Annotated in this window: 27 protein-coding genes; 12 read left to right on the forward strand and 15 right to left on the reverse strand. The window is 41.4% G+C overall.

Going from position 1 to position 26738, the window contains the following annotated elements; translation table 11 throughout:
* Window positions 1-24: 24 nt before the first annotated feature.
* From gyrB to dnaA, 4 genes are all read right to left on the reverse strand, one after another.
* Entirely contained in the window at window positions 25-2493 is a 2469-nt protein-coding gene (gene gyrB, locus FTT77_RS15000; RefSeq protein ID WP_180109499.1) for a DNA topoisomerase (ATP-hydrolyzing) subunit B, read from the reverse strand.
* A 43-nt stretch (window positions 2494-2536) separates the two neighbouring features.
* The gene (recF, locus tag FTT77_RS15005; RefSeq protein ID WP_180109498.1) at window positions 2537-3619 is read right to left on the reverse strand and encodes a DNA replication/repair protein RecF; all 1083 of its coding nucleotides are present in this window, start codon (window positions 3617-3619) and stop codon (window positions 2537-2539) included.
* A 23-nt stretch (window positions 3620-3642) separates the two neighbouring features.
* Complete coding sequence (dnaN, locus tag FTT77_RS15010; RefSeq protein WP_168379516.1) at window positions 3643-4791, reverse strand: DNA polymerase III subunit beta; 1149 nt, start codon at window positions 4789-4791, stop codon at window positions 3643-3645.
* A 108-nt stretch (window positions 4792-4899) separates the two neighbouring features.
* Complete coding sequence (dnaA, locus tag FTT77_RS15015) at window positions 4900-6285, reverse strand: chromosomal replication initiator protein DnaA (RefSeq protein WP_180005504.1); 1386 nt, start codon at window positions 6283-6285, stop codon at window positions 4900-4902.
* Window positions 6286-6945: 660 nt separating this feature from the next.
* Between dnaA and rpmH the strand changes: the two genes are divergently transcribed.
* The 5 genes from rpmH (at window position 6946) to mnmE (ending at window position 11054) form a co-directional block, all read left to right on the forward strand.
* Window positions 6946-7080, forward strand: a complete 135-nt coding sequence (gene rpmH / locus FTT77_RS15020) for a 50S ribosomal protein L34 (RefSeq protein WP_000831329.1) — start codon at window positions 6946-6948, stop codon at window positions 7078-7080.
* 31 nt (window positions 7081-7111) lie between these two features.
* Window positions 7112-7504, forward strand: a complete 393-nt coding sequence (gene rnpA, locus FTT77_RS15025) for a ribonuclease P protein component (protein WP_078189509.1) — start codon at window positions 7112-7114, stop codon at window positions 7502-7504.
* 9 nt (window positions 7505-7513) lie between these two features.
* The gene (yidD, locus tag FTT77_RS15030; RefSeq protein ID WP_078189510.1) at window positions 7514-7834 is read left to right on the forward strand and encodes a membrane protein insertion efficiency factor YidD; all 321 of its coding nucleotides are present in this window, start codon (window positions 7514-7516) and stop codon (window positions 7832-7834) included.
* 5 nt (window positions 7835-7839) lie between these two features.
* Window positions 7840-9606 carry a membrane protein insertase YidC gene (yidC, locus tag FTT77_RS15035; protein ID WP_180022819.1) on the forward strand — a complete coding sequence of 589 codons (1767 nt, stop codon included), beginning with the start codon at window positions 7840-7842 and terminating at the stop codon, window positions 9604-9606.
* Between the two features lie 92 nt (window positions 9607-9698).
* On the forward strand, window positions 9699-11054 hold the full coding sequence (mnmE, locus tag FTT77_RS15040; RefSeq protein ID WP_078189512.1) for a tRNA uridine-5-carboxymethylaminomethyl(34) synthesis GTPase MnmE: 1356 nt from the start codon (window positions 9699-9701) through the stop codon (window positions 11052-11054).
* A gap of 85 nt (window positions 11055-11139) precedes the next feature.
* Here mnmE and FTT77_RS15045 read toward each other — a convergent pair whose 3' ends face one another.
* The 3 genes from FTT77_RS15045 to FTT77_RS15055 all read right to left on the reverse strand — a co-directional run bounded on the left by FTT77_RS15045 (window position 11140) and on the right by FTT77_RS15055 (window position 14004).
* Window positions 11140-12318, reverse strand: coding sequence for a hypothetical protein (locus FTT77_RS15045; RefSeq protein ID WP_180050929.1), 1179 nt, complete (start codon window positions 12316-12318; stop codon window positions 11140-11142).
* Between the two features lie 128 nt (window positions 12319-12446).
* Window positions 12447-13622 (reverse strand): MFS transporter, encoded by a 1176-nt coding sequence (locus FTT77_RS15050; protein ID WP_257224326.1) that lies wholly within the window; start codon window positions 13620-13622, stop codon window positions 12447-12449.
* A gap of 115 nt (window positions 13623-13737) precedes the next feature.
* The gene (locus tag FTT77_RS15055) at window positions 13738-14004 is read right to left on the reverse strand and encodes a metal/formaldehyde-sensitive transcriptional repressor (RefSeq protein ID WP_078194474.1); all 267 of its coding nucleotides are present in this window, start codon (window positions 14002-14004) and stop codon (window positions 13738-13740) included.
* 56 nt (window positions 14005-14060) lie between these two features.
* Between FTT77_RS15055 and dmeF the strand changes: the two genes are divergently transcribed.
* The gene (dmeF, locus tag FTT77_RS15060; RefSeq protein ID WP_180009140.1) at window positions 14061-15029 is read left to right on the forward strand and encodes a CDF family Co(II)/Ni(II) efflux transporter DmeF; all 969 of its coding nucleotides are present in this window, start codon (window positions 14061-14063) and stop codon (window positions 15027-15029) included.
* A gap of 113 nt (window positions 15030-15142) precedes the next feature.
* Window positions 15143-15841: a DsbC family protein gene (locus FTT77_RS15065; RefSeq protein ID WP_180109497.1), complete on the forward strand. Its 699-nt coding sequence runs from the start codon at window positions 15143-15145 to the stop codon at window positions 15839-15841.
* Between the two features lie 80 nt (window positions 15842-15921).
* Here FTT77_RS15065 and FTT77_RS15070 read toward each other — a convergent pair whose 3' ends face one another.
* The 3 genes from FTT77_RS15070 to guaD form a co-directional block, all read right to left on the reverse strand.
* Window positions 15922-16179 (reverse strand): GlsB/YeaQ/YmgE family stress response membrane protein, encoded by a 258-nt coding sequence (locus tag FTT77_RS15070; protein WP_180027157.1) that lies wholly within the window; start codon window positions 16177-16179, stop codon window positions 15922-15924.
* Window positions 16180-16359: 180 nt separating this feature from the next.
* A complete protein-coding gene (gene hpt, locus FTT77_RS15075) occupies window positions 16360-16887 on the reverse strand; it encodes a hypoxanthine phosphoribosyltransferase (RefSeq protein ID WP_078194457.1) in 528 nt (175 codons plus the stop codon).
* 224 nt (window positions 16888-17111) lie between these two features.
* Complete coding sequence (guaD, locus tag FTT77_RS15080; protein WP_180109496.1) at window positions 17112-18428, reverse strand: guanine deaminase; 1317 nt, start codon at window positions 18426-18428, stop codon at window positions 17112-17114.
* A gap of 266 nt (window positions 18429-18694) precedes the next feature.
* Here guaD and FTT77_RS15085 point away from each other — a divergent pair, with 266 nt between their 5' ends.
* Window positions 18695-19273, forward strand: coding sequence for a nucleotidyltransferase family protein (locus FTT77_RS15085; protein WP_180109495.1), 579 nt, complete (start codon window positions 18695-18697; stop codon window positions 19271-19273).
* 65 nt (window positions 19274-19338) lie between these two features.
* Here FTT77_RS15085 and FTT77_RS15090 read toward each other — a convergent pair whose 3' ends face one another.
* Both FTT77_RS15090 and FTT77_RS15095 read right to left on the reverse strand, forming a co-directional pair.
* A complete protein-coding gene (locus tag FTT77_RS15090; protein ID WP_078194460.1) occupies window positions 19339-20304 on the reverse strand; it encodes a TerC family protein in 966 nt (321 codons plus the stop codon).
* A 302-nt stretch (window positions 20305-20606) separates the two neighbouring features.
* Entirely contained in the window at window positions 20607-21800 is a 1194-nt protein-coding gene (locus FTT77_RS15095) for a sugar transporter (RefSeq protein WP_180109494.1), read from the reverse strand.
* 132 nt (window positions 21801-21932) lie between these two features.
* Here FTT77_RS15095 and FTT77_RS15100 point away from each other — a divergent pair, with 132 nt between their 5' ends.
* From FTT77_RS15100 to FTT77_RS15110, 3 genes are all read left to right on the forward strand, one after another.
* The gene (locus tag FTT77_RS15100; protein WP_373686713.1) at window positions 21933-22238 is read left to right on the forward strand and encodes a GNAT family N-acetyltransferase; all 306 of its coding nucleotides are present in this window, start codon (window positions 21933-21935) and stop codon (window positions 22236-22238) included.
* A 301-nt stretch (window positions 22239-22539) separates the two neighbouring features.
* Window positions 22540-22866 carry a GNAT family N-acetyltransferase gene (locus tag FTT77_RS15105; RefSeq protein ID WP_180109493.1) on the forward strand — a complete coding sequence of 109 codons (327 nt, stop codon included), beginning with the start codon at window positions 22540-22542 and terminating at the stop codon, window positions 22864-22866.
* A 612-nt stretch (window positions 22867-23478) separates the two neighbouring features.
* A complete protein-coding gene (locus FTT77_RS15110) occupies window positions 23479-23949 on the forward strand; it encodes a BLUF domain-containing protein (RefSeq protein ID WP_180109492.1) in 471 nt (156 codons plus the stop codon).
* A gap of 61 nt (window positions 23950-24010) precedes the next feature.
* On the opposite strand, the gene mpl is transcribed toward FTT77_RS15110, so the two are convergent.
* Window positions 24011-25375: a UDP-N-acetylmuramate:L-alanyl-gamma-D-glutamyl-meso-diaminopimelate ligase gene (gene mpl, locus FTT77_RS15115; protein WP_180022934.1), complete on the reverse strand. Its 1365-nt coding sequence runs from the start codon at window positions 25373-25375 to the stop codon at window positions 24011-24013.
* A gap of 274 nt (window positions 25376-25649) precedes the next feature.
* Between mpl and FTT77_RS15120 the strand changes: the two genes are divergently transcribed.
* Entirely contained in the window at window positions 25650-25988 is a 339-nt protein-coding gene (locus FTT77_RS15120; RefSeq protein WP_078189529.1) for a DMT family protein, read from the forward strand.
* 25 nt (window positions 25989-26013) lie between these two features.
* Here FTT77_RS15120 and FTT77_RS17515 read toward each other — a convergent pair whose 3' ends face one another.
* Entirely contained in the window at window positions 26014-26154 is a 141-nt protein-coding gene (locus FTT77_RS17515; protein WP_227591843.1) for a hypothetical protein, read from the reverse strand.
* Complete coding sequence (locus FTT77_RS15125; RefSeq protein ID WP_227591842.1) at window positions 26151-26447, reverse strand: hypothetical protein; 297 nt, start codon at window positions 26445-26447, stop codon at window positions 26151-26153. The genes FTT77_RS17515 and FTT77_RS15125 overlap by 4 nt, the downstream gene beginning before the upstream one ends.
* Between the last annotated feature and the right edge of the window lie 291 nt (window positions 26448-26738).

The following is a 26738-nucleotide window of genomic DNA, read 5'->3' on the forward strand; positions in this document are numbered from 1 at the left end:
TTTGAATGATTCTGTAATCAGAATTTAGGCATCAATATCCGCATTTAACGCATTTTCTTCAATGAAAGCACGACGTGGTTCCACATCATCACCCATCAAGCAAGAGAACATACGATCAGCTTCAATCGCATCCTGTACCGTTACTTGCAGCATGTTACGGTTCTCAGGATCCATCGTAGTTTCCCAAAGCTGTTCAGCATTCATCTCACCCAAACCTTTATAGCGCTGAATCATCATGCCACGGCGTGAGTCTTGTAGGATGTTTTGCCAAACCTGATGGAAGCTACTCACTGGAATTTTGCGCTCGCCTTTTTGCAGGTAAGCACCTTCTTCCAATAATGTGAACCAACTCTTCGAATTTTTGAGCAAACGCGCATATTCACCTGAACCCAATAGACCTGAATCTAACAAGTATTGGTGCGGTAAGTTATGAACATAGATGGTAATACGCGGGAAATAGGTCGCTGACTTATTGCCTTCGGTATCTTCATGCTCAAACGTTTCTAAGCTTAATTCAGGACGTAAGCTAGGCTGAGTTTTCTCAATATTGGCACGTAGCTGCTCCCCCCAAGTCTGTACATAGTCTTGGTTATTTGCTTGATCTAACTTAAAGCCTTCTACTGCCAATAAACCATCCAACACACTTGCAGGATAACGTACAGTCAGACGATGCAAACTCTTTTGAGAGGTTTGATAATCCGCAATCACACCCGCTAAAGCCTCACCACGAATGGCTGGTGCTTCTGCACTGATGTGTAATTCAAGCTCATCAATTGCATTTGAAATCAGGTAAGTCTCAAGCGCATCATTATCTTTGATGTACTGTTCTTGCTTGCCTTTTTTCAGCTTATACAACGGTGGCTGTGCAATATAAATATATCCACGTTCCACAAGTTCTGGCATTTGACGGAAGAAGAAGGTCAACAGTAGCGTACGAATGTGCGAACCATCGACGTCAGCATCGGTCATGATGATGATTTTGTGATAACGCAGTTTATCTGGGTTATATTCCTCACGGCCAATACCACAACCTAAAGCAGTAATCAGTGTTCCCACTTCTTGTGAAGAAATCATCTTGTCAAAACGTGCACGTTCCACGTTGAGGATTTTACCTTTCAGCGGCAAAATCGCTTGCATCTTACGGTTACGGCCTTGTTTTGCAGAACCGCCCGCAGAGTCACCTTCGACTAAGTAAAGTTCAGACAATGCAGGATCTTTTTCCTGACAATCGGCCAATTTACCTGGCAAACCAGCAATATCCAGCGCACTCTTACGACGTGTCATTTCACGTGCTTTACGTGCTGCATCACGCGCACGTGCTGCATCAATAATCTTGCCTGCAATCGATTTAGCGGCTTGTGGGTTCTCTAAAAGATATTCAGTAAATGATTTATTCATCGCTTGCTCAACCGCAGTTTTCACTTCGCTCGACACCAATTTTTCTTTGGTTTGCGAAGAGAATTTTGGATCAGGCACTTTCACCGAAACAATCGCAGTTAAACCTTCACGTGCATCATCACCAGAAACCGCCACTTTCTCTTTTTTGAGTAAGTTTTCGTTTTCCATGTAGCTGTTTAAGCCACGGGTTAATGCAGCACGGAAACCCGCTAAATGCGTACCACCATCTTTTTGTGGAATGTTGTTAGTAAAGCAACGAACATTTTCCTGATAAGAATCATTCCACTGCAATGCAACTTCTACACCAATGCCATTATCCGCTTGTGTGGTGAAATGGAAGATCTCGTTCAGATGGGTTTTGCCTTGGTTGATATATTTCACAAACTCAGACAAACCACCTTCATAGTCATAAACGTGCTCTAAATTGATACGTTCATCACGTAGAACAATCCGTACACCTGCATTCAGGAACGATAATTCACGTAAACGACGTGCCAAAATATCGACATTAAAAATCGTTTGACTAAAGGTTTCAGCACTTGGCCAGAAACGTACACGTGTACCTGTACGATCTGTCTCACCTACCACTTTTAGTGGATACACGGCATCACCGTGTTTATATTCTTGCTGGTGAATTTGACCCGCACGGTGAATGGTTAATTCGAGCTTGCTTGAAAGCGCATTCACCACGGATACACCTACACCGTGTAGACCGCCTGAAACTTTATAGCTGTTATCGTCAAATTTACCGCCCGCATGCAGAATCGTCAAAATCACTTCTGCTGCAGAAACACCTTCTTCTGGGTGAATGTCGGTAGGAATACCACGGCCATTATCCGATACGCTTACAGATTCATCTTCATGAATGGTGACTTGAATTTCGTCACAATGACCTGCCAACGCTTCATCAATTGAGTTATCGACAACTTCAAACACCATGTGGTGTAGGCCAGTACCATCGTCAGTATCACCAATATACATGCCCGGACGCTTACGTACAGCGTCTAGACCACGTAATACTTTGATGCTAGAGGAATCATAAGCTTTTTCTATGGTTTGTTCTGTTTGAGAAGCAGCTTGATCTTCTGAACTCATGGTTTCTCCCTAGTGAAAAATAGGTCTATCCAAAGGTGGTATTTCATTGCACAACAGCCTGCACCTTACCATTTTCAACTTTGAATAATTGATAAGAAATAGATAAATCATGTAAGTGTTTTTGCACTGAATCATGGTCTAAAGTGGTAATAAAAACTTGACTACCAAGATGGCTTAAACGCTCAATTAAACGCTGTTGTGCGGTTAAATCTAATTCTGCTGTCAGATCATCTAATAATACCACAGTTTCCTTATTACAAGCATGTAGCATTGCAATCTGTGACAGTTTTAACGCCATGATCAATAACTTTTTTTGCCCACGAGAGAGCACAACATCTGCATCACCCATAGCGGTTTTCAACCTTAAATCTGCACGGTGCGGACCATACTCAGTATAGCCACGTTCGCAGTCTTTAAAGTGCTGATTGGTCAGATCATTCAGCAGTCCTGTTTCAGCATGAAAGCCTGCACTATATTCCAATGTCACTGTTAAATGCGGCAATAATGCTTGGAGATCTTGTTGGAAATATCGCGTCCACTGTTCCACCACATTACTGCGCAGACTATGTAATATCTCACCATAATCACTGAGCATTTTGTTCCACGGTTCTAGGTCAGACAAACTCAAATGACGTCGTGATTTCAGCAAACTATTCCGCTGTTTTAATGCCCGCGCATAATATTGCCATGCATGGTAAAACTCCGGTTCCACGTGGAACATCAACCAATCTAAAAGTTGACGTCGTGGCTTCGCACCATGATCAATAATATCGGTACTTTGTGGGTCGATGAGTTGTAGTGGTAAAATCTTAGCCAACTGCCCTTGTGTCCCCACAAGGTCGCCATTGACTTTAATCACTTGCTCGCCCGACTGCATTTTTTGCATACCAATGCGGTCTGTTGCAGACTGCGCAAAGACAACAGCGTCAGGGCTATTATTTTGAATATAGTTTTTCGGAATATGGGTTCGAAAAGAACGGCCGGTTGCCAGCAAATGTACTGCTTCTAATACAGAAGTTTTGCCAGAACCATTTTGCCCATAAAAGACATTAAACGGCTGCAACCCAGAGAGTGCAACCGTCTTTAAATTTCGAACACGTTCTACATGTAAACGCGTGATATGCATAATAATTGAGACGTCAGTCCGAATTAAACACGCATTGGCATCACAACATAGGTTTGATCTTGTTGTTGTGGATCTTGTACCAATACAGATTGGTTGGCTTCTGTCATGGTCATTGCAACATCATCACCATCCAACACATTCAGAACTTCCAATAAGTACTGTGCATTAAACGACATTTCCATCGGTGCATCTGCATATTGAATCGCGAGATCTTCGATCGCTTCATCTTGTTCAGGGTTATTGGCACGAAGTTGTAAAGTGTCCGCATCAAACTTCAAGAATACGCCGCGCAATTTTTCATTACTTAAAATCGCCACACGTTGTAGTGATTGTTTAAATACATCATGTGCAATGCGCACATTTTTATCACCACCACGTGGAATCACACGGCGGTAGTCAGGGAATTTACCATCGATCAATTTTGTGGTGAAACGTACGGTAATATCACCCTGCTCTTTATCACGGCTGGCAATGGTAATCGTTACATTTAATAATTCACGACCAATCAACAACGATAATTGCTCATCTTCAACACTCAATAGACGCTGCAATTCACCTACAGCTTTACGTGGAACAATCGCTTGCATTGCTTGTGTCGCATTCGAGCTTGCCGCTGTTTCACACATCGCCAAACGGTGACCATCGGTCGTTACTGCACGCAATTGATTTTCATCAATTTCAAGCAAAGTACCCGTCAAATAAAAACGCACATCTTGAACCGCCATGGCAAAAGATGTTTTCTCAAATAAACGCTTTAACTCACGCTGAGTCACACCGACTTGAGTGCCTTGAGTATTTTCAGTGGTTAATAATGGATAGTCTTCTGCAGGCAAAGTACCCAATACAAAACGACTGTTTCCAGATTTTAAAATACAACGTTGATCTTCAGTAATTTGCAAATCAATCAATGCCGCTGACGGTAATGATTTACAGATATCCATCAATTTACGTGCAGGAACAGTCGTCACACCTGCTTGTAAACATGCACCTTCAGTAAGTGATGTGCTTGCAACCAGTTCCACTTCAAGATCCGACCCCGTAATGGTCAAAGCTTGCTCTGTTACCTGTACTTTTACATTGGATAAAATATTTAAGGTATGGCGACGTTCAACCGCTCCTACGACATGTGATAGAACATTCAGTAAGCTTTCTTTCGCGATTTTTAAACGCACGATACATTCCTCTAAAAACTGAAGACAGACAAAATAAATTAATTTTTTAGCAGTGTACTATGCGGCAGAATATACCGCATTGCAAGAACAGAATTTGAACGAAAAGACTTAACTTTGCAGCAGACGTTGCAAGTTTTTATAGTCCTCATTGAAGATTGGATCTTCTTCACGCAGGCTTTGTACTTTTTCACAGGCATGCATCACAGTACTGTGATCACGATTACCAAAAGCCATACCAATTTCAGGGAAACTATCCCCTGTCAGCTCACGTGCTAGCCCCATAGCCAACTGACGTGGACGTGCATAAATGCGTGTACGTTTTGGCCCAACCAATTCTTTCAGTGGAATACGGAAATATTCACTCACCACACGCTGAATATTTTCAGTGCTGATGGTGCGCGCACGAATTGCCAACACATCTTTTAACGATTCACGCACCACATCAAGGTCGATTGGGGTGCCTTTAAAACGAGAAATGGCTACGACTTTATTCAGCGCACCTTCTAGTTCACGGACATTGGCAACCACTTGTTGAGCAATAAACAGCGCACAATTCCGTGGAAGTTCCACCCCATTGCTTTCCGCTTTTTTCAGTAAAATTTCAATACGGGTTTCAATATCGGGTGGTTCAACACCTACCGATAAGCCCCACGAAAAACGTGAAACCAAACGTGGATCAAGTTCAGTCAGTTCTTTTGGATAACGATCTGAGGTTAAAATGATTTGCTTAGATTCATCCAATAAAGCGTTGAAGGTATAGAAAAACTCAACCAAGCTGGCCTCTTTACCCGCCAACAAATGAATATCATCCACCAATAACAAATCTAATGAACGACAGTTTTTCTTGAATTCTTCGACCTTACCTTGCTGTAGCGAGCTCACAAAGTCTTGTACAAAACTTTCAGCCGTCATGTACATCACACGTGCATTCGGCTTCGCTTGCAATAATGCATTACCTACGGCTTGCATTAAATGGGTTTTACCTAAACCAGTCGGTCCATATAAAAATAACGGGTTATGCTGCGAAGCACCGGGCTGCGTCAAGACTTTACGACAGGTTTCTGCCGCCATCTGATTGGAACGACCTTCAACAAACAAGGAAAAGGTAAATAATGGGTTAAGCTGACGCTTACGGTTATTTTTTGAAGACGTCTCTTCTTTTTCTTTTTTAGGACGTGTTGGTGCCGATACTTGTGGCGTTGACTCTAATGCTGCGGTGGTTGTTGCTGGTTGTTCAGCTGCAGATAAAATTGCACCAGGCCGTGAATCAACCAAAATCTCAACTTTACGTACCCGACCTTCAGACAACTGTTCCGCTAAAATTGAAATCAGTTCTAAATGGTGCTCTTGAATATAGCGTGTCCAATACGGATTCGGTGCATAGAGTTTTAGACTATCACCTGCATCTTCTGCCACCAGTGGGCGTATCCACATTGTATAGACATTTCCTGAAAGCTCTTGTCGCAAGCGAGTTAAGCAGTCTGTCCAAAGCATGTGAAACCCCTATTTCAGTCCATTGTACGTAAAAAAATAATTCAACCCCGCCTAAGCGGGCAGCCATTCTAACCATCTTATCCACATCTGTCATGAACAAATCAGTCGAAATCGATCAAAAAAACGCAAATTGAGTTTAAATTTAAATTTAAATCACGTGTGGATAAGTTTATCCGCAAGCTGTGGATAAATTGTAGCACAAAGTTATCCACAAACTATCAAAATTATAAAAACATCGTTATCCACAATGTAATTATTTGTTTTTTAAATCTAAAAATACGTTTTCCACAGAAAATATCAACACTAATAGTAATAAATTTAAATTTTAAAATTTGAATTTATTTATAAGATAGACCCATTCTGGGGATAACTTGATGGTTGGTTTAAATTCAAATTTAAATTCATAAAACCAAATTCATAAATTTGAGATTGTGGATAAATCTGTGAGTAAACTTGAAGATAACTTAAATAATTAATATATACAATGATTTAGTTTGTGAATATTTTAATTTAAAACTTTCTGACTGATTTCTAATCCTTATATTATCTTGATATATCACAGCCTAGATTTTGAAAGAAAGCGTGTTTTTCATTGACAGCTCAAGCAATGAGCACTAAAATCGCGAACCTTTACTGAAAGATCATTTGTGGAGTTTCGATATGAAACGTACTTTCCAACCTTCTGAGTTGAAACGTAAACGCGTTCATGGTTTCCGTGCTCGCATGGCTACTAAAGCTGGCCGTCAAGTATTAGCGCGTCGTCGTGCAAAAGGTCGTCACAGCTTAACTGTTTAATTTCAGTTAAGACTGTCAAGACTTGGGTGTTATGACAACACTTTACGGCTTTAGCACAGATGTACGAATACACTGTGCTGCCGATTATAAAAGTGTGTTCGATGGTGCGCTTTTTAAAGTGCATCAACCCCATTTCTTATTTCTAGCAAAAATCTCCGAACAGCCGAATAGCCGTTTGGGTATTGTTGTTGCTAAGAAAAAAGTGCGCCGCGCACATGAAAGAAATCGAGTAAAACGACTTGCACGCGAAAGTTTTCGCCTGCATCAACAGCAGTCTAATGTATTAGATATTGTCGTTATGCCAAAAATGGGCATAGAGGCGGTACCGAATGCAGAGTTGCATCAGCAATTACAATTTGCTTGGCAAAAATTGCAGCGCCTTGCAAATAAGCATAAAAAAATAGCTACCTCCCCACAAGCGTAGAGATGACCAATGGTTCGTTTGCTGCATTGGCTCATTCGTTTCTATCAGATTGCGATTAGTCCTTTATTGGGACCACGCTGTCGTTATATTCCAACATGTTCTCAATATTCTTTGGAAGCAGTCCATCAACATGGTGCTGTACGTGGAGTGTGTCTAGCTGTTCAGCGTATTTGCCGTTGTCATCCTTGGGGCGGTTCAGGCTATGATCCTGTTCCATCAAAAGCAATTCGTTTTATTTCATTTCAGCAAATAGATTCTCAAACGCTTCACGTTGCTGTACCCTTTCGTGAACGTTTATTGAACCAAAATCACTCTAACCACTTGGGGTAATACCTATGCAACAATGGGCCAGGATTGCAATTCTAGGGGCCATGTTTGTTGTCGCATATTTGCTCATTTTGGCTTGGCAGAAAGATTATGGAAATGCGGAACAAAAACCTCAGCAAAATGCTGCGGTGGTAACGCATGAAGTATCTGCCGATTTGCCAAATGGCCAGACAGCTACGGCTGCTACTGATGTGCCGCAAGCAAATAATGCTGCTACACAACAAACAACAGATGCCACTGCACCTGTTAGTCAACAGTTAATTTCAGTACAAACTGACCTTTACCATCTTTGGATTAATCCAAAGGGTGGCGATATTGTTCGTATTGAATTACTCAATCATGACAAAAATAAAGACAGCGACGAACCGTTTGTAATGCTTGAAAGCGATGCGAAACGGACTTATGTTGCTCAGTCTGGCTTAATTGGTCTTAATGGCCCTGACAGCAATCCGAAAGGACGTCCAACCTATGAGATTGAAAAATCTTCATATACGTTGAATGACGCAAAAGCTGTGAAGGGTAAAGATGGCCAAACAGCAAAAGTTTTGTCAGTACCAATGGTTTATAAAACAGCAGATGGTGTAGAGGTTATTAAAACCTTTAACTTCACTGAAGGTGAATACCCTGTTGTCGTGAATCATAAAATCGTGAACCGCAGTGCTCAGAACTGGCAAGGTCAGATGTTTGGTCAGCTTAAACGCGACAACTCTGAAGATCCAGGTAAATCTGATCAAGGTATTTTCACTTTAGGTACATTCCTTGGTGGTGCATGGGGTTCGCCTGAAGAACATTACAACAAACTTAAATTTGCTAACTTCAATGAAGAAAAATTGAATGTTGAAGCAACTGGCGGTTGGGTTGCAATGGTTCAGCATTACTTCGTGAGTGCGTGGATTCCTGGACAGATCAAATTAACGCAAGCCAATGGTCAACCTTATGCTGCGAAACTTGAGTCACGTAAATCTACCGATGATATGAACATTATTCAGTTCACTTCACCTGCAATCAATGTTCCTGCAGGAACTGTGGCAGAAGTAGATGCAACGTTCTATTCAGGTCCAAAAATCCAATCTGAATTAAAAGAATTGGCGGTTGGTTTAAACCAAACTGTAGACTACGGTTGGTTATGGCCTATTGCGAAATTATTGTTTGTCGGTCTTGAGTTTTTCCACGGTTTAGTGGGTAACTGGGGGTGGTCAATTATTCTATTGACGATTCTGGTGAAACTGATCTTGTGGCCATTGTCGTCGAAGAGCTACCGCTCTATGGCGAAAATGCGTGTGATTGCACCTGAAATGCAACGCATGAAAGAAGAGTTCGGTGAAGACCGTATGCGCTTCTCGCAAGAAATGATGGCATTGTATAAACGTGAACAAGTGAACCCACTATCAGGTTGCTTGCCGTTATTGCTCCAAATGCCGATCTTCCTTGCTTTGTACTGGGTATTGATGGAGTCTGTTGAACTACGTCATGCGCCATGGTTAGGTTGGATTCAAGATTTATCTGCGATGGATCCATGGTTTATTTTGCCGCTATTAATGGGCTTGACCATGTTCATTCAGCAAAGTTTGAACCCACAACCGGCTGATCCAATGCAGGCGAAAGTCTTCAAAATCATGCCAGTGATCTTTACGGTATTTATGTTGTTCTTCCCTGCAGGCCTTGTGCTTTACTGGATCTGTAACAACAGTATTACTATTCTTCAACAAGGTTTGATTAACAAATCTGTTGAAAAAGACCGTTTAAAACGTGAAGCAGCTGACTCAGCAAACTAAGCATTGCTGATGGGCTGAATAAATCCGCTTAAGATGGTAATCTTAGGCGGATTTTTCTTTATCTGTCGTTTGAAAATTTTTAGGTGAATTTTATGTTAAACCGAACCACCATCGCAGCAATTGCCACACCGCCGGGTCGTGGTGGTGTCGGCGTGATTCGCCTGTCTGGTCCCAAATCTTATGCCATTGCAGAAGCATTAACGCAGCAATCCTTACCACAAGCACGTTTTGCTGGTTTCCGTAAGTTTTATGATGCATCGAATGAAATCATGGATGAAGGTTTGGTGATTTGCTTTCCAAATCCGCACTCCTTTACGGGTGAGGATGTGGTGGAGCTTCAAGGTCATGGCGGCCCCGTTATTCAAAATGCATTATTGGCACGGTTACTTGAATTGGGTGCTATTGCTGCAAAAGCGGGCGAATTTTCAATGCGCGCCTTTGAAAATGGCAAAATGGACTTGGTGCAAGCCGAGGCGATTGCCGACCTGATTGATGCCACCTCACAAGCAGCAGCACGTTCTGCGGTACGTTCATTACAAGGTGCCTTTTCGAGCAAGGTCAATACGGTGCTAGAAAAACTTATCCATTTGCGTTTGCATGTGGAAGCAGCGATTGATTTTCCTGAAGAAGAAATCGACTTTTTGGCGGATGGTAAGATTTTGGGTTTATTAGATGAAGTGGCAAGCTCGGTCCATGCTGTACAGCAATCTGCTCGTCAAGGTCAGCTACTGCGTGAAGGTCTACAAGTGGTGATTGCCGGTAAACCCAATGCAGGTAAGTCTTCTCTACTTAATGCTTTGGCAGGTGTTGAACGTGCGATTGTGACGGATATTGCCGGTACGACACGAGATGTTTTACATGAAAAAATCAGCCTCAATGGTTTGCCGATTACCTTGACCGATACCGCAGGTTTACGTGAAACCGGTGATATCGTCGAAAAAGAAGGGATTCGTCGCGCAATTAAAGAAATTGAGCAAGCTGACTTGTTACTTTTGGTCTATGACTTGAGTCAGGGCGAAGATCCACTACAATTGGCTCAAGCGTACTTTGCCGATCATATTGAACCGAAGCGTTTGATGCTGATTGGTAATAAATGCGATTTGACGGGATCTACCGCGGAAATGACCGATTTAAACGGTTTTCGACATATTCGCGTTTCGGCTAAACAAGAAACTGGCGTTCAAGCGCTTATTGATGCGATTACAGCGCATGCAGGCTTTCAACCAGAGGAAGATACCTTTATTGCTCGAACACGCCATTTAGACGCAATGAAGCGCACTCAGCGCTATCTTGCAGAAGCACGTGAGCAGTTGGTGGTTTATCATGCGGGTGAGTTGGTGGCTGAATCTCTACGTTTGGCGCAAAATGCCTTAGGTGAAATTACCGGCGATTTCAGTGCGGATGATTTGCTAGGGAAGATTTTTGGATCATTCTGTATTGGCAAGTAATAAAACGATTGAGCTCCTCATTTCACCTATGGATAGATCCATCCAAAGCACGATATTCGAAAACATCGTGCTTTTTTTACATCGTTTAGCGTGGGTTTGAGCCAATAATGATTTTAAAGATTGTTCTCAGCACATCTTTTATTTTCATCCCATAAAAAGGATTGATTGCTGCTCTTTTCGATACAGCCTCAACTTTGACTTTGAGTGTTGCATAGTCTGGAAATTGTTGCTGTTGCGAGGATTTTTCGACCGCTGACAAAATATCAATTAAAAATGCACGATTAATTTTTGAACTTAATGGAATGGATTGATACCACTGTTTTTCAAAGCGACGATCTAAAAAGATATCGGGAATTTCGGGGCTAGTGGCATAAAACATGGCTTTGGTGCGCATACATTTACTGCATTGACCACAATTTTTTGGTCGAGCCCTATAGTCCACACAGATCGACAGGGTTTGTAAATCTAAGTCCCATTGGCTTAGAAGTGCGGTTTTTTGTGATCGCGTGACATCATCGTCGAGGGTGATTAAGACCCCGGATCGGTTCTTCATCAATCGGTTGGATGCCGTATTTGAGCCATAGGGATGAACGAATAATTGTTGATCTAAACGGTAATCGGCTGAAATTCGATATTGCTGGTAATGTTCAAAAATCGAAGCGCAGGAAAACAGCGAAAAGATATGTGTGACATGCGAACCTTTAGGGTTACAGCCATATTTACTGTACAGCGTGTAAGCATCGGTTTTTACCACGCGACTTTGCTTAAAAACTTGGCTTCTAAAGTCATGGGTCTGATCCATTAAGGCCTGAAATTTTTTATGGTCATCAAATTTATAATCCATTCCATGCACAGTGAGACAATCAGAGTCTTGCCCATTTTCAAGAAAAGCTTTGTATGTACTATAAGTGGAGTCAATCCCACCGCTAAAAAAGCTTAAATTTTGAGTGGGTTGGTTTGCCGGTGGTGTTTGGATAATCGATGCAGCACTGAGCATGACTGGTTGATATAAATCAGGTAACCAAGCGGCCCAGACCGTTGAAACCTCCCGTGCGGAGTGGAGGGTTTGTATTGAAATAGGTCCTTCTACATGCAGCGGGATGCCAAGGCGCATGGCAATGGGTAAAAAGCCCCAAACGATAAAATCATAGGTTTCTAATTGCGGTAAGGATTCAAACGGTAAAATATAGTGAATATTCCCGTATTTGCTGCTGGCGATGATTTGATTTTCCGCAGTGTTAATTTGACATTGAATTTTTAGCATTTTTTTAAATTTTTGAATCACATCACACAAGATCTTAATTTAATTTGATTGATTTTTATAGGGTTTCTTAATTGCTTTTGGGTTTAAGAAGCACCCAATACAAGATGCTTCTTGAATAAGTTCAATGGTTAATTGGTGTTCAGACTGCGGTGCCAAAACAATAAGCCGATACACAATAAGCCTACGCCAATACAAAAACCTAAAACACCGACCATTAAGCCGAAATGATCAGATAAATAGCCGGCTGCAATAATTGGAATAATGGTGCCTAGATATCCAATAAATAAATAGGTCGAGATCACCGCAGCACGGTTTTGATTGTTGGTCATTTGATGAACTAAGCCAAATGCGCCTAAAAGCCCCAGACCATGCCCGACACCGACTAAAACATCGCTAATAAAAAACAATGCGCTCCAATGTTGGGTCATACATAGCGCAAGGAGCGCATAGCTCAGTATTAACACTATTAAGCCGGCATTGACACATTTTGCAGAAGGAATCGATTTCGCCATAAATTGCACGACAGCGGAAACCAGCAAGATACTTGCAATGGCACTACCACTGACCAAAGGGCCATGCCATGGGATTGCATCTTTGACGAAAGAGGGTGCGAGTGATGCAAATAAGCTAAAAGAGCCAAAGGCACAAAAGGCAGTTAGTCCGGCGATATAAAATCGTGAATGATCACGCTTTTCAGGCAATTCCAAATGTGGTGCCACTGAAAAAGGCTGTGGCTCAAAATTCGGTGTGCGAATAAAAAATAACCCTATTAAACACGCCAAACCCCCAAAGATCACAGGGATATAAGGGGTAATTAAAGGCTGTTCAGAGAACTGAGCGATCACCCCACCAATAAATGGGCCAAGACCAAAACCAATCACAGTTATGATTGAACTCAGCTGCGGAGCATTATTTTTATGCTGTTCAGGAATGGTATAGACCATGCCAAGCATAGCTGAGGTACTAATTAAACCCGAGGCAATGCCGATAATAAAGCGCCCGATAGATAACCACAGCGCATTACTGGCAAACACCGACAAGCTTAAACCCAAGATGATGCACGCCATACCGATTTGCAGGGTTCTTAAAAAACCAAAACTATTACTGGTACGACCTAAAAACAGCAAGGTCGCTAGGCAACCAAACATGTAGGCAACAAAGATATAGGTGATATGACTCGGCAGCAGTCCCCAAAGTTGTTGATAAATGGGATACAGAGGACTAGCTAGCGCTGTACCAATAGTGCCCATACAGAGTGCAAGGCTCACCATGATAAATGGTCGCCAAGAGGGAGATGTGGTCATTTTAAAGTCGCAGAGGTACAGTCAATAGGGTCAATATTGTGCTGCATGAGAAAGAAGGAAATATGGGCTCAGTTTAATGCCGATTGTTTTCTATGGTCAAATCACAGTTGTAACTTTATCCATAGCGTTTAAGCAGTTTTACAAATTCTTCCAGTTCTGCTTCATTAATTTCAGCATCTTGAGGCAATACATGATGGCGTAAATGTGCTTCGATTAATTCATTCATTAATCCATTCACTGCACCCTTGATGGCCGCAACCTGTTGTAAAACCTCGATACACCCTGCTTCGGGTTGCTGTAAAGCCAGTTCGACCGCATTGACCTGACCTTGTAGACGTTTAACCCGATTTAAAATCTTTTTGTCCTGATGTAAATGACTCAACACTTTCTCCCGAAAATAAATATACTATGGGGGAGTATATTTAAGCATAGAACCTAATGAAAACTTCCCCATCCATCCGAATTCATCATCATCAATTTGATGAAGGTAATCCACTCGCACAAAAACGGATCTTAATTGCCACTATTTTAACGGCAGTCATGATGTTGTTAGAAGTTATTGGCGGATGGATTTTTAATTCGATGGCATTATTGGCTGATGGTTGGCATATGAGTTCACATATGTTGGCATTAGGCTTGGCCTATTTTGCCTATCGTGCGGCACGCCACTATGCCCAAGACGCTCGTTTTAGCTTTGGAACTTGGAAAATTGAAATTTTAGCGGGCTATAGCAGCGCGATATTATTGATGGTCGTTGCTGCATTTATGGCTTTTCATTCGGTGGAACGCTTATTCAACCCGGTCCAAATTCATTATAACGAAGCAATCCCTATTGCGATTTTAGGTCTGGTGGTGAACTTGATCTGTGCTTGGTTATTGCATGATGACCATCACCATCACCATCACCATCACCATCACCATCACCATCACCATCACCATCATGAGCATAGCCATGAGGAGCAGCATGATCATCATCACGACCTCAATCAGAAAGCAGCCTTCATGCATGTGGTTGCTGATGCGGTGACTTCTGTGTTGGCGATTGTGGCTTTATTTGCCGGAAAATGGATGGGCTGGGGTTTTTTAGATGCGCTATTGGGGATTGTCGGTGCAGTTCTAGTTGGCAAATGGGCCATTGGCTTGATGAAAGAAACTGGACAAACATTACTGGATGCGGAAATGGATCACCCTGTCGTTGATGAGATTCGAGAAGTTTTAATGCAATTGCCTGTCGACGTCGATGTGACCGATTTACATGTGTGGAAAGTGGGTAAAGGTCAGTTTTCGTGTATTGTGGCCTTAGAAACCAGTCAGGCATTGAGCGCAGATGAAGTGCGTCAAGCGCTGTCGATTCATGAAGAAATTGTACATGTGTCTGTTGAAATTAATTCACCTGATGCAGCTTAATATGTTCCACGTGAAACGGCATGTAGCTATTGCGTAATGAACTGAAAAAAGCCCAAGACTTTCACGTGTTAAGGCTTAGAATGCTGAATCAATTAAATGTTGAAGTTCGGTCTATGTTGAAAAAAATATGTGCGTTGGCGTTGAGTACCACCCTTTCGACTTTTGCTTTGGCAGATGCAGCACACGTTCAAAAGCTCTTGGCAGAAAAGCACCCCAGTTTAAAAATTGAAAATATTCAAAGTACCGAAATGCCGGGCATATATAGTGGCTTTGTTGAAGATCAAGTTTTGTATTTGAGTGAAAATGCGGATTATGTGATTGCAGGATCTATGATCCGTTTAAAAGATCAAAAAAATCTGACCAAACAATTGATCCTCAGTCAGCAAAAAACTGAGTGGAATAAACTCCCATTACAAGATGCGATTAAAACAGTCAGGGGGAATGGGAAGCGCCAAATCGCGATCTTTTCTGACCCAAATTGCCCTTATTGTAAGAAGCTTGAAGTAGAACTGGCAAAACTCAATGATGTGACCATTTATACTTTTGTCACAGCCATAAAACCACAGTCGTTGGCGCCATCGAAGCAGATTTTTTGTGAGTCAAACCCTGCTATGGCCTGGGATAATTTAATCAATAAGGGAATTCAACCGAAGTCAGCGAAAAGCTGTGCAAACCCGATTGATCGAAATTTAAAATTAGCAAAAACCTTAAAACTAAGTGGTACACCGGGAATCGTCTTTGCCAACGGTTCGATCTTAACCGGTGCATATCCTGCTGCTGAATTAGAATCGATGTTAAAAGAGATCAAATAATTTCAGCTGTACGGTATGAATAAAATATAAATAAAAAAAATACCCGTCTACAGGCGGGTATTTTAATGGTGCTATAAAAATTAGACGCGGGTTTTTTTCGTTACAAGGTTATAGATAAACAACACGATGATCGCACCAATGACGGAAGCGATAAATCCAGCGGCAGAATTTTCTCCATATAGACCTAATAAACGTCCGCCATAGGTCGCAAGTAAGGAACCTGCTATCCCGAGAAGGGTGGTCATGATGAAACCGGCTTTGTCATCTCCAGGATGGATCGCACGTGCAATTAAACCAGCAATAAAACCAACAACAATCGCAACAATGAGTGACCACATAGTAACTCTCCTTTTGTTATCATGTATTTGTTTTTTACGACATGTTCAATCTTTATCTTTAATCAAAACTAAGCTGAGCTACAGCCTAAACATGCAAAAAACTGTTGTTTTTTTGTTCTGAAATAGCCAGAAAAGTAAAAAAAAAGTGGCCTTAGGCCACTCTTAAGTATCTGATCTTGCTTAGAGACCAATTTCGCCAATAAATGGAATGTGACGATATTTTTGATCATAGTCCAGACCATAACCTACGATAAATTTATCTTCGACTTCAAAACCTAAAAATTTCACTTCGAGTTCAATCTCACGACGTGAAGGCTTGCTAACCAAAGTACAAAGCTCGATTGAATTTGGATTGCGCGTCTGTAAAATTTCTAAAACTTTGCTTAAGGTATTTCCTGAATCGATAATATCTTCAACCACTAAGACATCTTTATCCTTAATGTCTCCGTCTAAATCTTTTAAGATTTTTACATCACGAGTAGATACGGTCCCACCGCCATAACTTGAAACGGTCATGAAGTCGAGTTCATGCGGTTTTGAAATTGCGCGGCAAAGGTCAGCCATAAAAATAACAGAACCGCGTAAAAGACCGATTAACACCAACTCTTTGTCGCTGTTAGCATAGTGTGCATCAATTTTTGCGCCAAGCTCTTTCACTTTAGCTTGAATTTCTTCAGTGGAAATCAGTACGCTCATTTGAACAGACATGGGTAGATACCTAAAAAAGCAAATCAAAAAATAAAAAAGGTGTTGACTTGCAACACCTCTAAAGATGAACCAATTTTAATACATCTGGCTCGCAGATGCATCTTTTTTGCCGTTGAAAATGTAATCAGTTTTTCTTGGAAGTGCTGTCACGCTTGAGTAAGCACAGACAAGCGACGGCAATCAGTCCAATTTTCAACGCTGTTTTTCGTCTCGGTCGAGCCGTTTTATGCTTTGACATACGCACATTGTCCAAACACATAGGTGGCATGGATATTACGATCATCACCCATCAGCATGAGGGCAAATAAAGCATCTTCCAGATTTTTGGCACGTTGTTGACGTAAGGCTTGTAAAGCCGTGGCATTTAAATCGAGCACCACAAAATCTGCTTCTTTGCCCAAATCAAAGTTTCCAAGTTTGTCCTCTAGATCTAAGGCTTTTGCTCCCCCTAAAGTGGCATGGTACAGCGCTTCAAATGCGGACAGTTTATCGCCTTGAAGTTGTTGAACTTTGTAGGCTTCATTGATGGTTTGTAGTTGGTTAAATGAGGTGCCTGCGCCAATGTCTGTGCCTAAGCCGACTTTCACCTGTTTTTCCCATGTTTTCTTTAATGGAAATAAACCACTGCCTAGGAACAAGTTCGAGGTTGGACAAAACGCGATTGCAGAGTTGGTCTGATGCATACACTCCCACTCGGCATCTTCCAAATGCACGCAGTGCGCAAACACGGAACGTGATCCGGTCAGACCATAATGATGATAAACGTCCAAATAGCCGTTTTGCTCAGGGAATAATGATTTGACCCACGCGATTTCATTTTTATTTTCACTTAAATGCGTATGTACATAGACATCAGGATACTCGGCTTTTAGCTCCCCTGCCCGTGCCAATTGTTCAGGCGTTGAGGTTGGGGCAAAGCGAGGCGTGATGGCATACAGGTTACGGCCCTTGCCATGCCACTTTTTGATGAGTGCTTTGGAGTCGTTATAGCCACTCTCTGCAGTGTCACATAATGCTTCAGGGGCATGTCGATCCATCATGACCTTACCGGCAATTAAGCGCATCTGATGCTGTTCTGCAGCTTTAAATAAAGCATCGACCGATTGTGGATGAACGGTACAAAAAACAAGAGCTGTTGTGGTTCCGTTTTTGAGTAACTCGTTTACAAAGAACTGTGCAATTTGCTCTGCATAAGCCGGATCTTCAAATTGGATTTCAGTTGGAAAGGTATAGGTATCGAGCCATTCCAATAGCTGTTCACCATAAGCCCCCATCATTTCCGTTTGTGGATAATGAATATGGGTATCGATGAAACCCGGAACAATCAATTGATCAGGATAATGCTGTACTTCAACCTGATCTGGGAGATGGTGTTGGCCCTCAGACCATGGACCGAACCATTGAATTTTTCCGGCTTGCGTAATTAGCAAACCATCTTCGAAATAGCGCACTTGGTCGTGAATTTCACGTGCTTGGGCAACTGTATTCTGAATATCTAGAAAGCGACCACGGATCGCTGTAGATGCGATAACAGAAGACATGACATACCTGCAGTTTAGAATTTTTTCGGTTGATTGTAGCCCAATTTGGTTCAAAATACCGTTAGAGTATTTGTGAAAATGTGTTCTAAAAAATAGAACAGTTGTTTATAAGTGATTCTGTTTTTTTGTTCATTGTATTTGATTTGAATAATACAAAAGCATTGAGCTGTATACATTGCATCGATGAATGAATAAAGACCATGAGTCGCAACGCTTGCTATATTGATCTCAAGAGCGCCCTTTAAAAAACGACAATGAACCCTTTAATGTACATGCGTTATTCAGACCAATTAAAACATGACCTATTGCAGCATCAAGGCATCATGCAGATTTTACATGCCCTGTATGCCATAGATACACAGGCTTATTTGGCTGCAGGCGTGGTTCGTAATTTGATTTGGTCACAGCGACATCAACAACACTATGCACTGGAAGGCACAGAAGTCGATGTGATTTATTATGCGGAACATGATGATGGAACACAGGGTTACAGGATTCAACAGCAGATGCAGTTGGATTTTCCTCACATTCATTGGGATGTCACCAACCAAGCGACAGTACACCAGTGGTATCGCTTGGAAAATGGCGAGCCGATACAGGCGCTCAAGTCGATTGAGCATGCGCTATCTTTGTGGCCAGAAACTGCCACTGCCATCGCCGTTAAATTGGATGATCAACAACAAATACAGCTGATTGCTCCTTTGGGTTTAGATGATTTATTTGAGTTAAATGTCCGCTGGAACCCACGTTTAGTCAGTCAGGCGACTTTTTTGCAACGTATAGAAGCGAAACAATTTTTACAACGCTGGCCGAAACTCAAACTCTTGATGACGCCTGAAGCTTAGCTGATGGCTTTGTTACAGAATAAAAAAAGCCTTCTCGAAAGAAGGCTTTTATTTATCTAAGCGTTTTATAACGTGGTTTGATGGTACTTCTTACTGTGTCGGATCGATAACCACGCGGTGATGGTTAAGGTCACCACAATAAAGCCGAGTGAAATCCAAATTGGCATGTGGAACACATCGAGCAATAGCATCTTAGCGCCAATAAACACGAGGATAATGCCCAGACCATATGGTAAGTAATGCATTTTCGATGCAGCACCTGACAAGAGGAAGAACATTGCACGTAGACCTAAAATCGCCATCAAGTTTGCAGTCAGTACAATGAACGGGTCAGAGGTAACAGCAAAGATCGCTGGGATTGAGTCCACCGCAAAAATGACGTCCGATGCTTCAACCAAGATCAATACTAAAAAAAGCGGCGTTGCCCATAAGACACCATTTTGACGAACAAAGAATTTATCTTCATGCATCTGAGGGGTAATACGCATGTGTTTACGTAGCCACTTCAAAATCGCCATATCTTCGATATCTTTATCTTCTTCGTCTTGGCCTTTAAGGAATTTAAAGCCGGTATACACTAGGAATGCACCGAAGATGTACAACACCCAAGAGAATTCTTGAACGAACCATGCCCCAATAAAAATAAAGATAGTACGTAGTACAATTGCACCGAGGACACCGTAGAGTAACAGTTTGCGCTGCAAAGCAGGTGGAATGGCAAAGGCAGCAAAGATCATGAGCCAGACAAAAACGTTATCAATTGCAAGTGATTTTTCGAGCAGATAACCAGCGAAATATTCCATGACTTTGGTGTTTGCAACAGCGACACCAGCGGTTTGCTGTAAGTAGAGCCACAATGCACCACCGAATAAGGTAGCCACAGAGACCCATGCAATACTCCAATAGGCAGCGGTTTTGACTTTGATTTCTTGGCCTTTGTTATTTTTAAAGCCTAAAAAGTCGATGAGTAGCATGATGGTGACTAAACCGAAAAATGCCAGATATAGCCATAAAGAGCCAATCGTTTCCATGTGTATTCTCCACATCTAACAACCAGCCATAAAAAAACCTCGACCAGTTGCCAGACGAAATAAAACGCCTGAGACAACATGATCAAGGTCTTGCCTACATCGTACTGTAATGATTTTCAGCAGCGATGCTCAGATACCGACTTTTTGCAAAGTGTAATGACGATATTCTGACACGTAAAACAAGGTTTACGTTTGGAGGAGGCTACTCCCCTTGTTCAAATTTTGTTTTGGACACTGTCCAAATATGCGGCAAAGCATGACAGTTTTTAGTACAAAGTGCAATCGGCAATTTGCGAATTCATTTAATGTGCCATGGGAGGATTAAAATCACCACGGTGTACCAACGCTAAGGCTAAAAGTGTGCCGATCACGGCGATGATTCCTCCGATCACGCCGATATAACTTAAACCGAAATGCATGCTGACGATACCGCCCAAGAGTGCACCACCGCCAATCCCGACATTATAAAGTCCTGAATAGATAGCCATGGAGACATCGGTGGCGTCGGATGCGAGATGTAGTGTCTTTGACTGTAATGCGAGACTAAATCCAATGATACTCATGCCCCACAATAAGCACACTGCACTTACACCTGCAAAACTCAAAGAAACAGGAAGCAACAGCAGCATCGATAAAGCTAGTGTGGCTGTACTCAAAGGAATCGCAACTTTGGGATATTTCCCACCAAATTTCCCAAAGAGATAAGATCCCAGAAAGCCTGCTGCACCAAAGATTAATAACAAGGCTGTGGTTTGCATGGAGCTGAACGCAGCAATGTTAAGTGAAAACGGCTCGATATAGCTATATGCAGTAAATTGCGCACTAATCACGATAATGGTTAATACAAACACCATCATTAAGCTTGGACGACGAATAAACTGTTTTAGGCTGCTCAGCGAGCCAGAGTTCAAACTCGGCAGTATTGGCAGCGTTTTGGCTAAAATCAGGCAAACGATACTGGCGCCAATGCCAATCAGAGCAAAGGTATTTCGCCAACCATAGGCTTCTCCAACCATCCGCCCAAACGGAATACCGAGAACCATTGCCAAAGCTGTGCCTGTGGCTAAAAGACCCAAGGCCTGAAATTCTTTGCCTTTCGGCGCAACACGAACTGCCAGTGATGCGGTAATTGACCAAAAAAGTGCATGCGAGAAAGCAATGCCAATTCGACTGAGCAATAAAGTATTAAAGCTCCATGCGAAATACGACAGAATATGGCTGACAATAAACACCATAAATAAGCAAATCAGGAGTGATCGACGTTCAATATTTTTGGTCAATAACATGATCGGCAAAGAAATCGGCGCAACCACCCATGCATACAGCGTAATCATAATGCCGACATCGGTCGCGGCTAAGCTAAATGTTTTACCAATATCACTGAGTAAAGCGACAGGTACAAATTCAGTGGTATTAAAAATAAATGCTGCGAAAGCCAAAGCAATCACAGCTGTCCAAGAGCCAGAAGAAGCCATTTCGGAGGGAGAGGCAGACATGAGTGTCTTCAAATAAATAAAGTGGCTTATTTTACTATGCTCTATACATAAGCAGGAACCGATTTAAGCCCTGTGCATGCGGTTTAAATTAATACAAAAACAACAGAGTTGACCTGCATTACATGCCAATTTATAAAAAAATGGAGGAAATTTAAGATGTTTGTACAACAAGATGATGATCAAAAAAAAGGAGCTTTCTTTGTTGAGCAAAATGGGGAGCGTTTGGCAGAGATGACTTACTCATGGGCAGGCGATGATAAATTTATTATTGATCATACCGATGTCAGTGACAGCTTGCGAGGACAAGGTGTTGGACGACATCTCCTCGATGCAGCAGTGAATTTTGCTCGGGAAAAGAACGTGAAAATTATTCCACTCTGCCCTTTTGCAAAATCTGTATTTGATAAAGATGAATCGATTCGTGATGTTCTACGCTAAATTGTACAGCGTGGAGTGGATTTAAAATTTGAATAAATAAAAACAGCCTAATGGTATGGCGATCAGGCTGTTTTTATTTGAACTCTAGCTATGAAATTAAGATCGTGATTTATACAGCGATACAACCAAGCATGCTGCAGCAATCAGTAATACAAAGATGGCGATGATATAAAGGTCCATAATAAAAATATCCGGCAAATGTGATTTAATTGTTTTTTAATTAATGTGAAAGGTGTACGGATTTATTATCACCTACAGTTGAATATAGGTCGTTTAAGTTCTGTACCAATCACTTTCTCGTTTGTTACACGGTGTATTTTTTCATAAAAAGGAAGAAAAAACAGTGACTATACAACATCAAGATAATGGTCAAAAAGGTGAATTTTTTCAGTTAAATGCTGAGGGTGAACGGCTCGCAGAAATGAGTTATCTATGGCGTGATGAACATACCATTGTGGCAAATCACACGTGGGTAGATGACTCATTGCGTGGGCAAGGGATGGCTCGAGTGTTATTGGATCATTTGGTGGAATTCGCTCGTGATAAACACTTAAAGATTATTCCTACTTGTTCTTATGTTGATGTGATGTTTCGTAGAGATAAAACCCTTGCCGATGTTCAAGCCTAGAAAAGCCCGCCATGCGGGCTTTTCTATCATTATGAATTTTTTAAAAAATTTAAAAGCTAAGTTGTATTTAATTTAGCTTTAATTTTAACAGCGTTGAAGGTGCTTTGAAAAGATTTGGCCAAAACTGCAATAAGATCGAGCAGCTTGATATCCCTAAAAATAAGCTTAAACACATGATATTTAATAATGCAAAGTTATTCAGTACAAAATAAATACTGCCAATAGTCATCATCATTAGTAAATAAATGAGATAGTGAGGAATCGCAGTACGCAGTGTTATTCCTAAAATAAATGAGCAAATAACGACATTAAAAAAATCTGAAACACCAAAATTATTCAGTATGATCAAGGCAGCAAAATATACACAAGTGATCGATAAAAAAATGAGTAAATTTTTAAGCATGGTCGGCCTCTTTATTCATCTTCAAATGGAAATAATTTCATTGTTTTAATATGTATAAGTTTAAAAAAATGAAGGTGATATCGGTATACGTGATCTTGGTTTTCTGTTGTAAGTTAAAAAGCACATTTGATTAAAAAATATACAAATATTTACTCATCCTGTAGAACTTTCTACGTTAAAATCGTGCAAATACTTTAAGAATAAACACAATGATACAACTCTGTTATGCCAGTACACGTGTAGAACAACAATTTGATTTAATACAAGATTTAAGTGATATTTTGGTGAGAGCCCGCAGCTTCAATACCGAACAGCGTATTTTTGGCGTGCTGTACTATGCCGAAGGCCGGTTCTTCCAATGCTTGCAAGGTGAGCAAGCGGCTCTCGAACAGCTTTTTCAGCATATTGCGAAAGATACTCGCCATCGGGATATTGTGCGTTATCCTGATCAAAATATTGATCAAATCGATTTTTCAAAATGGTCGATGAAATATGTCAACCGACATAGTGAAATTGCTAGTTTGTTTCAGCGCTTTGGACATTCAAGCTTTCAACCCGACGTGCTCAATCTAGAACAAATTCAGGCGTTTTTAACGACATTGTTAAGATTAGAGAATGTTGAACAGCCGGTTAAGCTGGATTTAGGCTATAAAAACCGAGGCTATCAGCATTATTTTTAAGCTGAGTGTGAATAAAAAAAAAAGCCCGCGCAGCGGGCTTTTTTTATTTTATCTAGTGGGTTTAGGCTTTTAATGCACTGATCAACTTCTGATGTAAACCACCAAAACCGCCATTCGACATAATCACCACAGCATCGCCCTCGCCTGCCTCGCTTACGATGGTTTGAATGATGTCATCCAGTGAACGAGCCACCACAGCTTTATTCGTAGCAGCTTCAATCACAGGCTGTAGATCCCAATCCAAACCTTCAGGTTGATACCAAATCACTTCATCCGCTAAGCGTGCAGAATGTGCAAGGCCATCTTTATGGCTACCCATGCGCATGGTGTTAGAACGTGGTTCGATTACCGCCCAAAGCTTACGTTGACCCAGACGCTTACGCGCACCTTCTAACGTGGTATCAATTGCCGTTGGGTGATGTGCAAAGTCGTCATACACTTCAATGCCACGGATTGTGCCCAAAAGCTCCATACGACGTTTTACACCGCCAAAGTTTGAAAGTGCTTCGCACGCCGTTTCAATCGAAACACCGACATGTTCAGCCGCAGCAATGGTTGCCAAAGCATTGGCTACACTGTGTTGCCCAGTCATATTCCATTTGACTTCGCCTTTTACCACACCGTGTTGTAATACTTTGAAGTGAGAACCATCGTTCGATAGTTGTTCTGCGTACAGTTCAGACTTTTCATTGGCATCTAAAGATGTACGCACTACAGGTGTCCAGCAGCCCATTTCCAAGACTTCATCAATATTTGTCTCTGTGATGGGCGCAATGATACGGCCTTCACTTGGAATAGTACGCACTAGATGATGGAATTGTTTTTGAATCGCCGCCAAGTTGTCGAAGATATCGGCATGGTCAAATTCAAGGTTATTTAAAATCGCAGTTTTTGGATGATAATGCACGAACTTCGAACGTTTGTCGAAGAATGCAGAATCGTATTCATCGGCTTCTACACAGAAGTATTTTCCACCGCCTAAACGTGCACTCTCAGTGAAACCCAATGGCACACCGCCAATCAAAAAGCCTGGTTCTAAACCTGCTTGATCGAGGACCCAAGCGAGCATGGTCGTTGTTGTCGTTTTACCATGGGTGCCTGCAACACCTAAGACATGTTTACCTTGTAGCACGTGGTCTGCAAGGAACTGTGGGCCAGAAATATAAGGCAGGCCTTCGTTCAGCATGTATTCCACTGCATCAATGCCACGTTTCATTGCATTGCCGACAATCACGAGATCTGGGTGTGGTTGAAGGTGGCTACGGTCATAGCCTTGCATTAAGGTAATGCCTGCATTTTCCAATTGGGTAGACATTGGTGGGTAAACGTTTTGGTCTGAACCCGTCACCTTATGTCCTAAATCACGCGCCAAGAGCGCCAATGAACCCATAAAGGTGCCACAAATACCCAAGATATGCAGATGCATTCGTTCTAACTCCACTGCTTTTATCGACACATCACTTTGTTATTGTGGTGTTGTCATTATAGATTTGGTTGAAAAGGTTAATTTCATTTGAGAGCAACCATAGCAAGGGTCTTAGCGAAAAGATAGATTTTTTTGTATGAGATCGTACAAAAAGATTGAGCTCGTAACTGATCAAATGTGTGTGATTTTCTTAATGATAAAAACACGGAAAATAGGCGCGAAATTGTGATGAAAAACGTACAATAAGCGCAATTTTTTGCGATCTTGATTGCTTATGTCACTTGCCCTGTTTTTATTGATTATTTCCAACTGTTTTATGACTTTGGCCTGGTATGGGCATTTGAAGTTTTTACATGATGCGCCGCTTTGGCAAGCGATTTTATTTGGATGGGCGATCGCGTTACTCGAATATAGTTTTATGATCCCAGCAACGCGATTGTTGGCCAAACATGGGTGGTCTTTGGGTCAAATGAAAATCACACAAGAAGTCGTGACGCTATTGGTCTTCGTTCCATTTATGATTTTCCTTTTTAAACAGCCCTTTAAATTGGACTATTTGTGGGCAGGTTTATGCCTTTTTGGGTGTGTCTATTTCGTGTTTCGCAGTGCTTAACTGATCCGATGCCGCATGGGTCCGATCATTTAAGTGAGGCGTGTTTGCAGGCATTTTTGAGGACTTTACTAAACTCACGGTCTCTTGGAGTGGGATCTTCATAGTCAAAGGCATAATCACTCTCACTGGTCAGTACAGTCATTTGACCGTCTGCTTCAAAGTTCATGAGTGCAAAAACATAGCTACACGATATTCTGAAATTGAATACATTTTATCACGGCCATCATCTGCTTTGTAATAGCCTGTCATCTTGACCGACTCACGTTCATCAATGATCGATTTGCCAGTGACTAAAAATTTTTCGTGGATGTAGCCATTACTCTTAATCTGGCTGTTATAGCCTTTTTGTTTCTGTAAGAGGTTAAATTCTATTTCAAATTGGCTGGTATTGAGTTGAACCAGTTGGGCAAAACTCTGAGAGCTTAAGGCTAAAGTGAGCAGGATGAAGATCTGTTTCATCTTTAAAGTGTCTTATAAATATTGATTTAATAAAAGTTTTTATAAAATTGAAAAAAATAAAAATAATTTTATAAAAATATTATGGAGTTTTCTCTTTAAAGACAACCGTTAAATTTTATCAAATGGAGCGTAAAACTCTTTCCTTCAGGTCAGAGATATAAGCGACACGACATGAAGTGTCGTTTGATTTAACTAAGGACTATTTTCCTTGAGTTTTGATTGTTAATATAAGTACATGAAAACCCTTAAATTACGTATAAAAGACAAACATTGCAAGGTGTTAGACCAACT

Origin of the sequence: Acinetobacter sp. YH01010 (assembly GCF_013420775.1) — a bacterium.
GTDB classification, from domain to species: Bacteria; Pseudomonadota; Gammaproteobacteria; order Pseudomonadales; family Moraxellaceae; genus Acinetobacter; species Acinetobacter amyesii.

What these genes read in the sequence shown, in the direction of transcription:
- FTT77_RS15120 (WP_078189529.1), top strand. Translation starts at nt 25,650, where the DNA reads ATGTCACTTGCCCTGTTTTTATTGATTATTTCCAACTGTTTTATGACT.
- FTT77_RS15065 (WP_180109497.1), top strand. Translation starts at nt 15,143, where the DNA reads ATGTTGAAAAAAATATGTGCGTTGGCGTTGAGTACCACCCTTTCGACT.
- yidC (WP_180022819.1), top strand. Translation starts at nt 7,840, where the DNA reads ATGCAACAATGGGCCAGGATTGCAATTCTAGGGGCCATGTTTGTTGTC.
- recF (WP_180109498.1), bottom strand. Translation starts at nt 3,619, where the DNA reads ATGCATATCACGCGTTTACATGTAGAACGTGTTCGAAATTTAAAGACG.
- gyrB (WP_180109499.1), bottom strand. Translation starts at nt 2,493, where the DNA reads ATGAGTTCAGAAGATCAAGCTGCTTCTCAAACAGAACAAACCATAGAA.
- dnaA (WP_180005504.1), bottom strand. Translation starts at nt 6,285, where the DNA reads ATGCTTTGGACAGACTGCTTAACTCGCTTGCGACAAGAGCTTTCAGGA.
- hpt (WP_078194457.1), bottom strand. Translation starts at nt 16,887, where the DNA reads ATGTCTGTTCAAATGAGCGTACTGATTTCCACTGAAGAAATTCAAGCT.
- FTT77_RS15070 (WP_180027157.1), bottom strand. Translation starts at nt 16,179, where the DNA reads ATGTGGTCACTCATTGTTGCGATTGTTGTTGGTTTTATTGCTGGTTTA.
- FTT77_RS15045 (WP_180050929.1), bottom strand. Translation starts at nt 12,318, where the DNA reads ATGCTAAAAATTCAATGTCAAATTAACACTGCGGAAAATCAAATCATC.
- FTT77_RS17515 (WP_227591843.1), bottom strand. Translation starts at nt 26,154, where the DNA reads ATGAACTTTGAAGCAGACGGTCAAATGACTGTACTGACCAGTGAGAGT.
- FTT77_RS15085 (WP_180109495.1), top strand. Translation starts at nt 18,695, where the DNA reads ATGTACATGCGTTATTCAGACCAATTAAAACATGACCTATTGCAGCAT.
- mnmE (WP_078189512.1), top strand. Translation starts at nt 9,699, where the DNA reads ATGTTAAACCGAACCACCATCGCAGCAATTGCCACACCGCCGGGTCGT.
- mpl (WP_180022934.1), bottom strand. Translation starts at nt 25,375, where the DNA reads ATGCATCTGCATATCTTGGGTATTTGTGGCACCTTTATGGGTTCATTG.
- FTT77_RS15110 (WP_180109492.1), top strand. Translation starts at nt 23,479, where the DNA reads ATGATACAACTCTGTTATGCCAGTACACGTGTAGAACAACAATTTGAT.
- rnpA (WP_078189509.1), top strand. Translation starts at nt 7,112, where the DNA reads ATGACAACACTTTACGGCTTTAGCACAGATGTACGAATACACTGTGCT.
- FTT77_RS15090 (WP_078194460.1), bottom strand. Translation starts at nt 20,304, where the DNA reads ATGGAAACGATTGGCTCTTTATGGCTATATCTGGCATTTTTCGGTTTA.
- guaD (WP_180109496.1), bottom strand. Translation starts at nt 18,428, where the DNA reads ATGTCTTCTGTTATCGCATCTACAGCGATCCGTGGTCGCTTTCTAGAT.
- FTT77_RS15050 (WP_257224326.1), bottom strand. Translation starts at nt 13,622, where the DNA reads ATGACCACATCTCCCTCTTGGCGACCATTTATCATGGTGAGCCTTGCA.
- FTT77_RS15125 (WP_227591842.1), bottom strand. Translation starts at nt 26,447, where the DNA reads ATGAAACAGATCTTCATCCTGCTCACTTTAGCCTTAAGCTCTCAGAGT.
- rpmH (WP_000831329.1), top strand. Translation starts at nt 6,946, where the DNA reads ATGAAACGTACTTTCCAACCTTCTGAGTTGAAACGTAAACGCGTTCAT.
- dmeF (WP_180009140.1), top strand. Translation starts at nt 14,061, where the DNA reads ATGAAAACTTCCCCATCCATCCGAATTCATCATCATCAATTTGATGAA.
- FTT77_RS15095 (WP_180109494.1), bottom strand. Translation starts at nt 21,800, where the DNA reads ATGTCTGCCTCTCCCTCCGAAATGGCTTCTTCTGGCTCTTGGACAGCT.
- yidD (WP_078189510.1), top strand. Translation starts at nt 7,514, where the DNA reads ATGGTTCGTTTGCTGCATTGGCTCATTCGTTTCTATCAGATTGCGATT.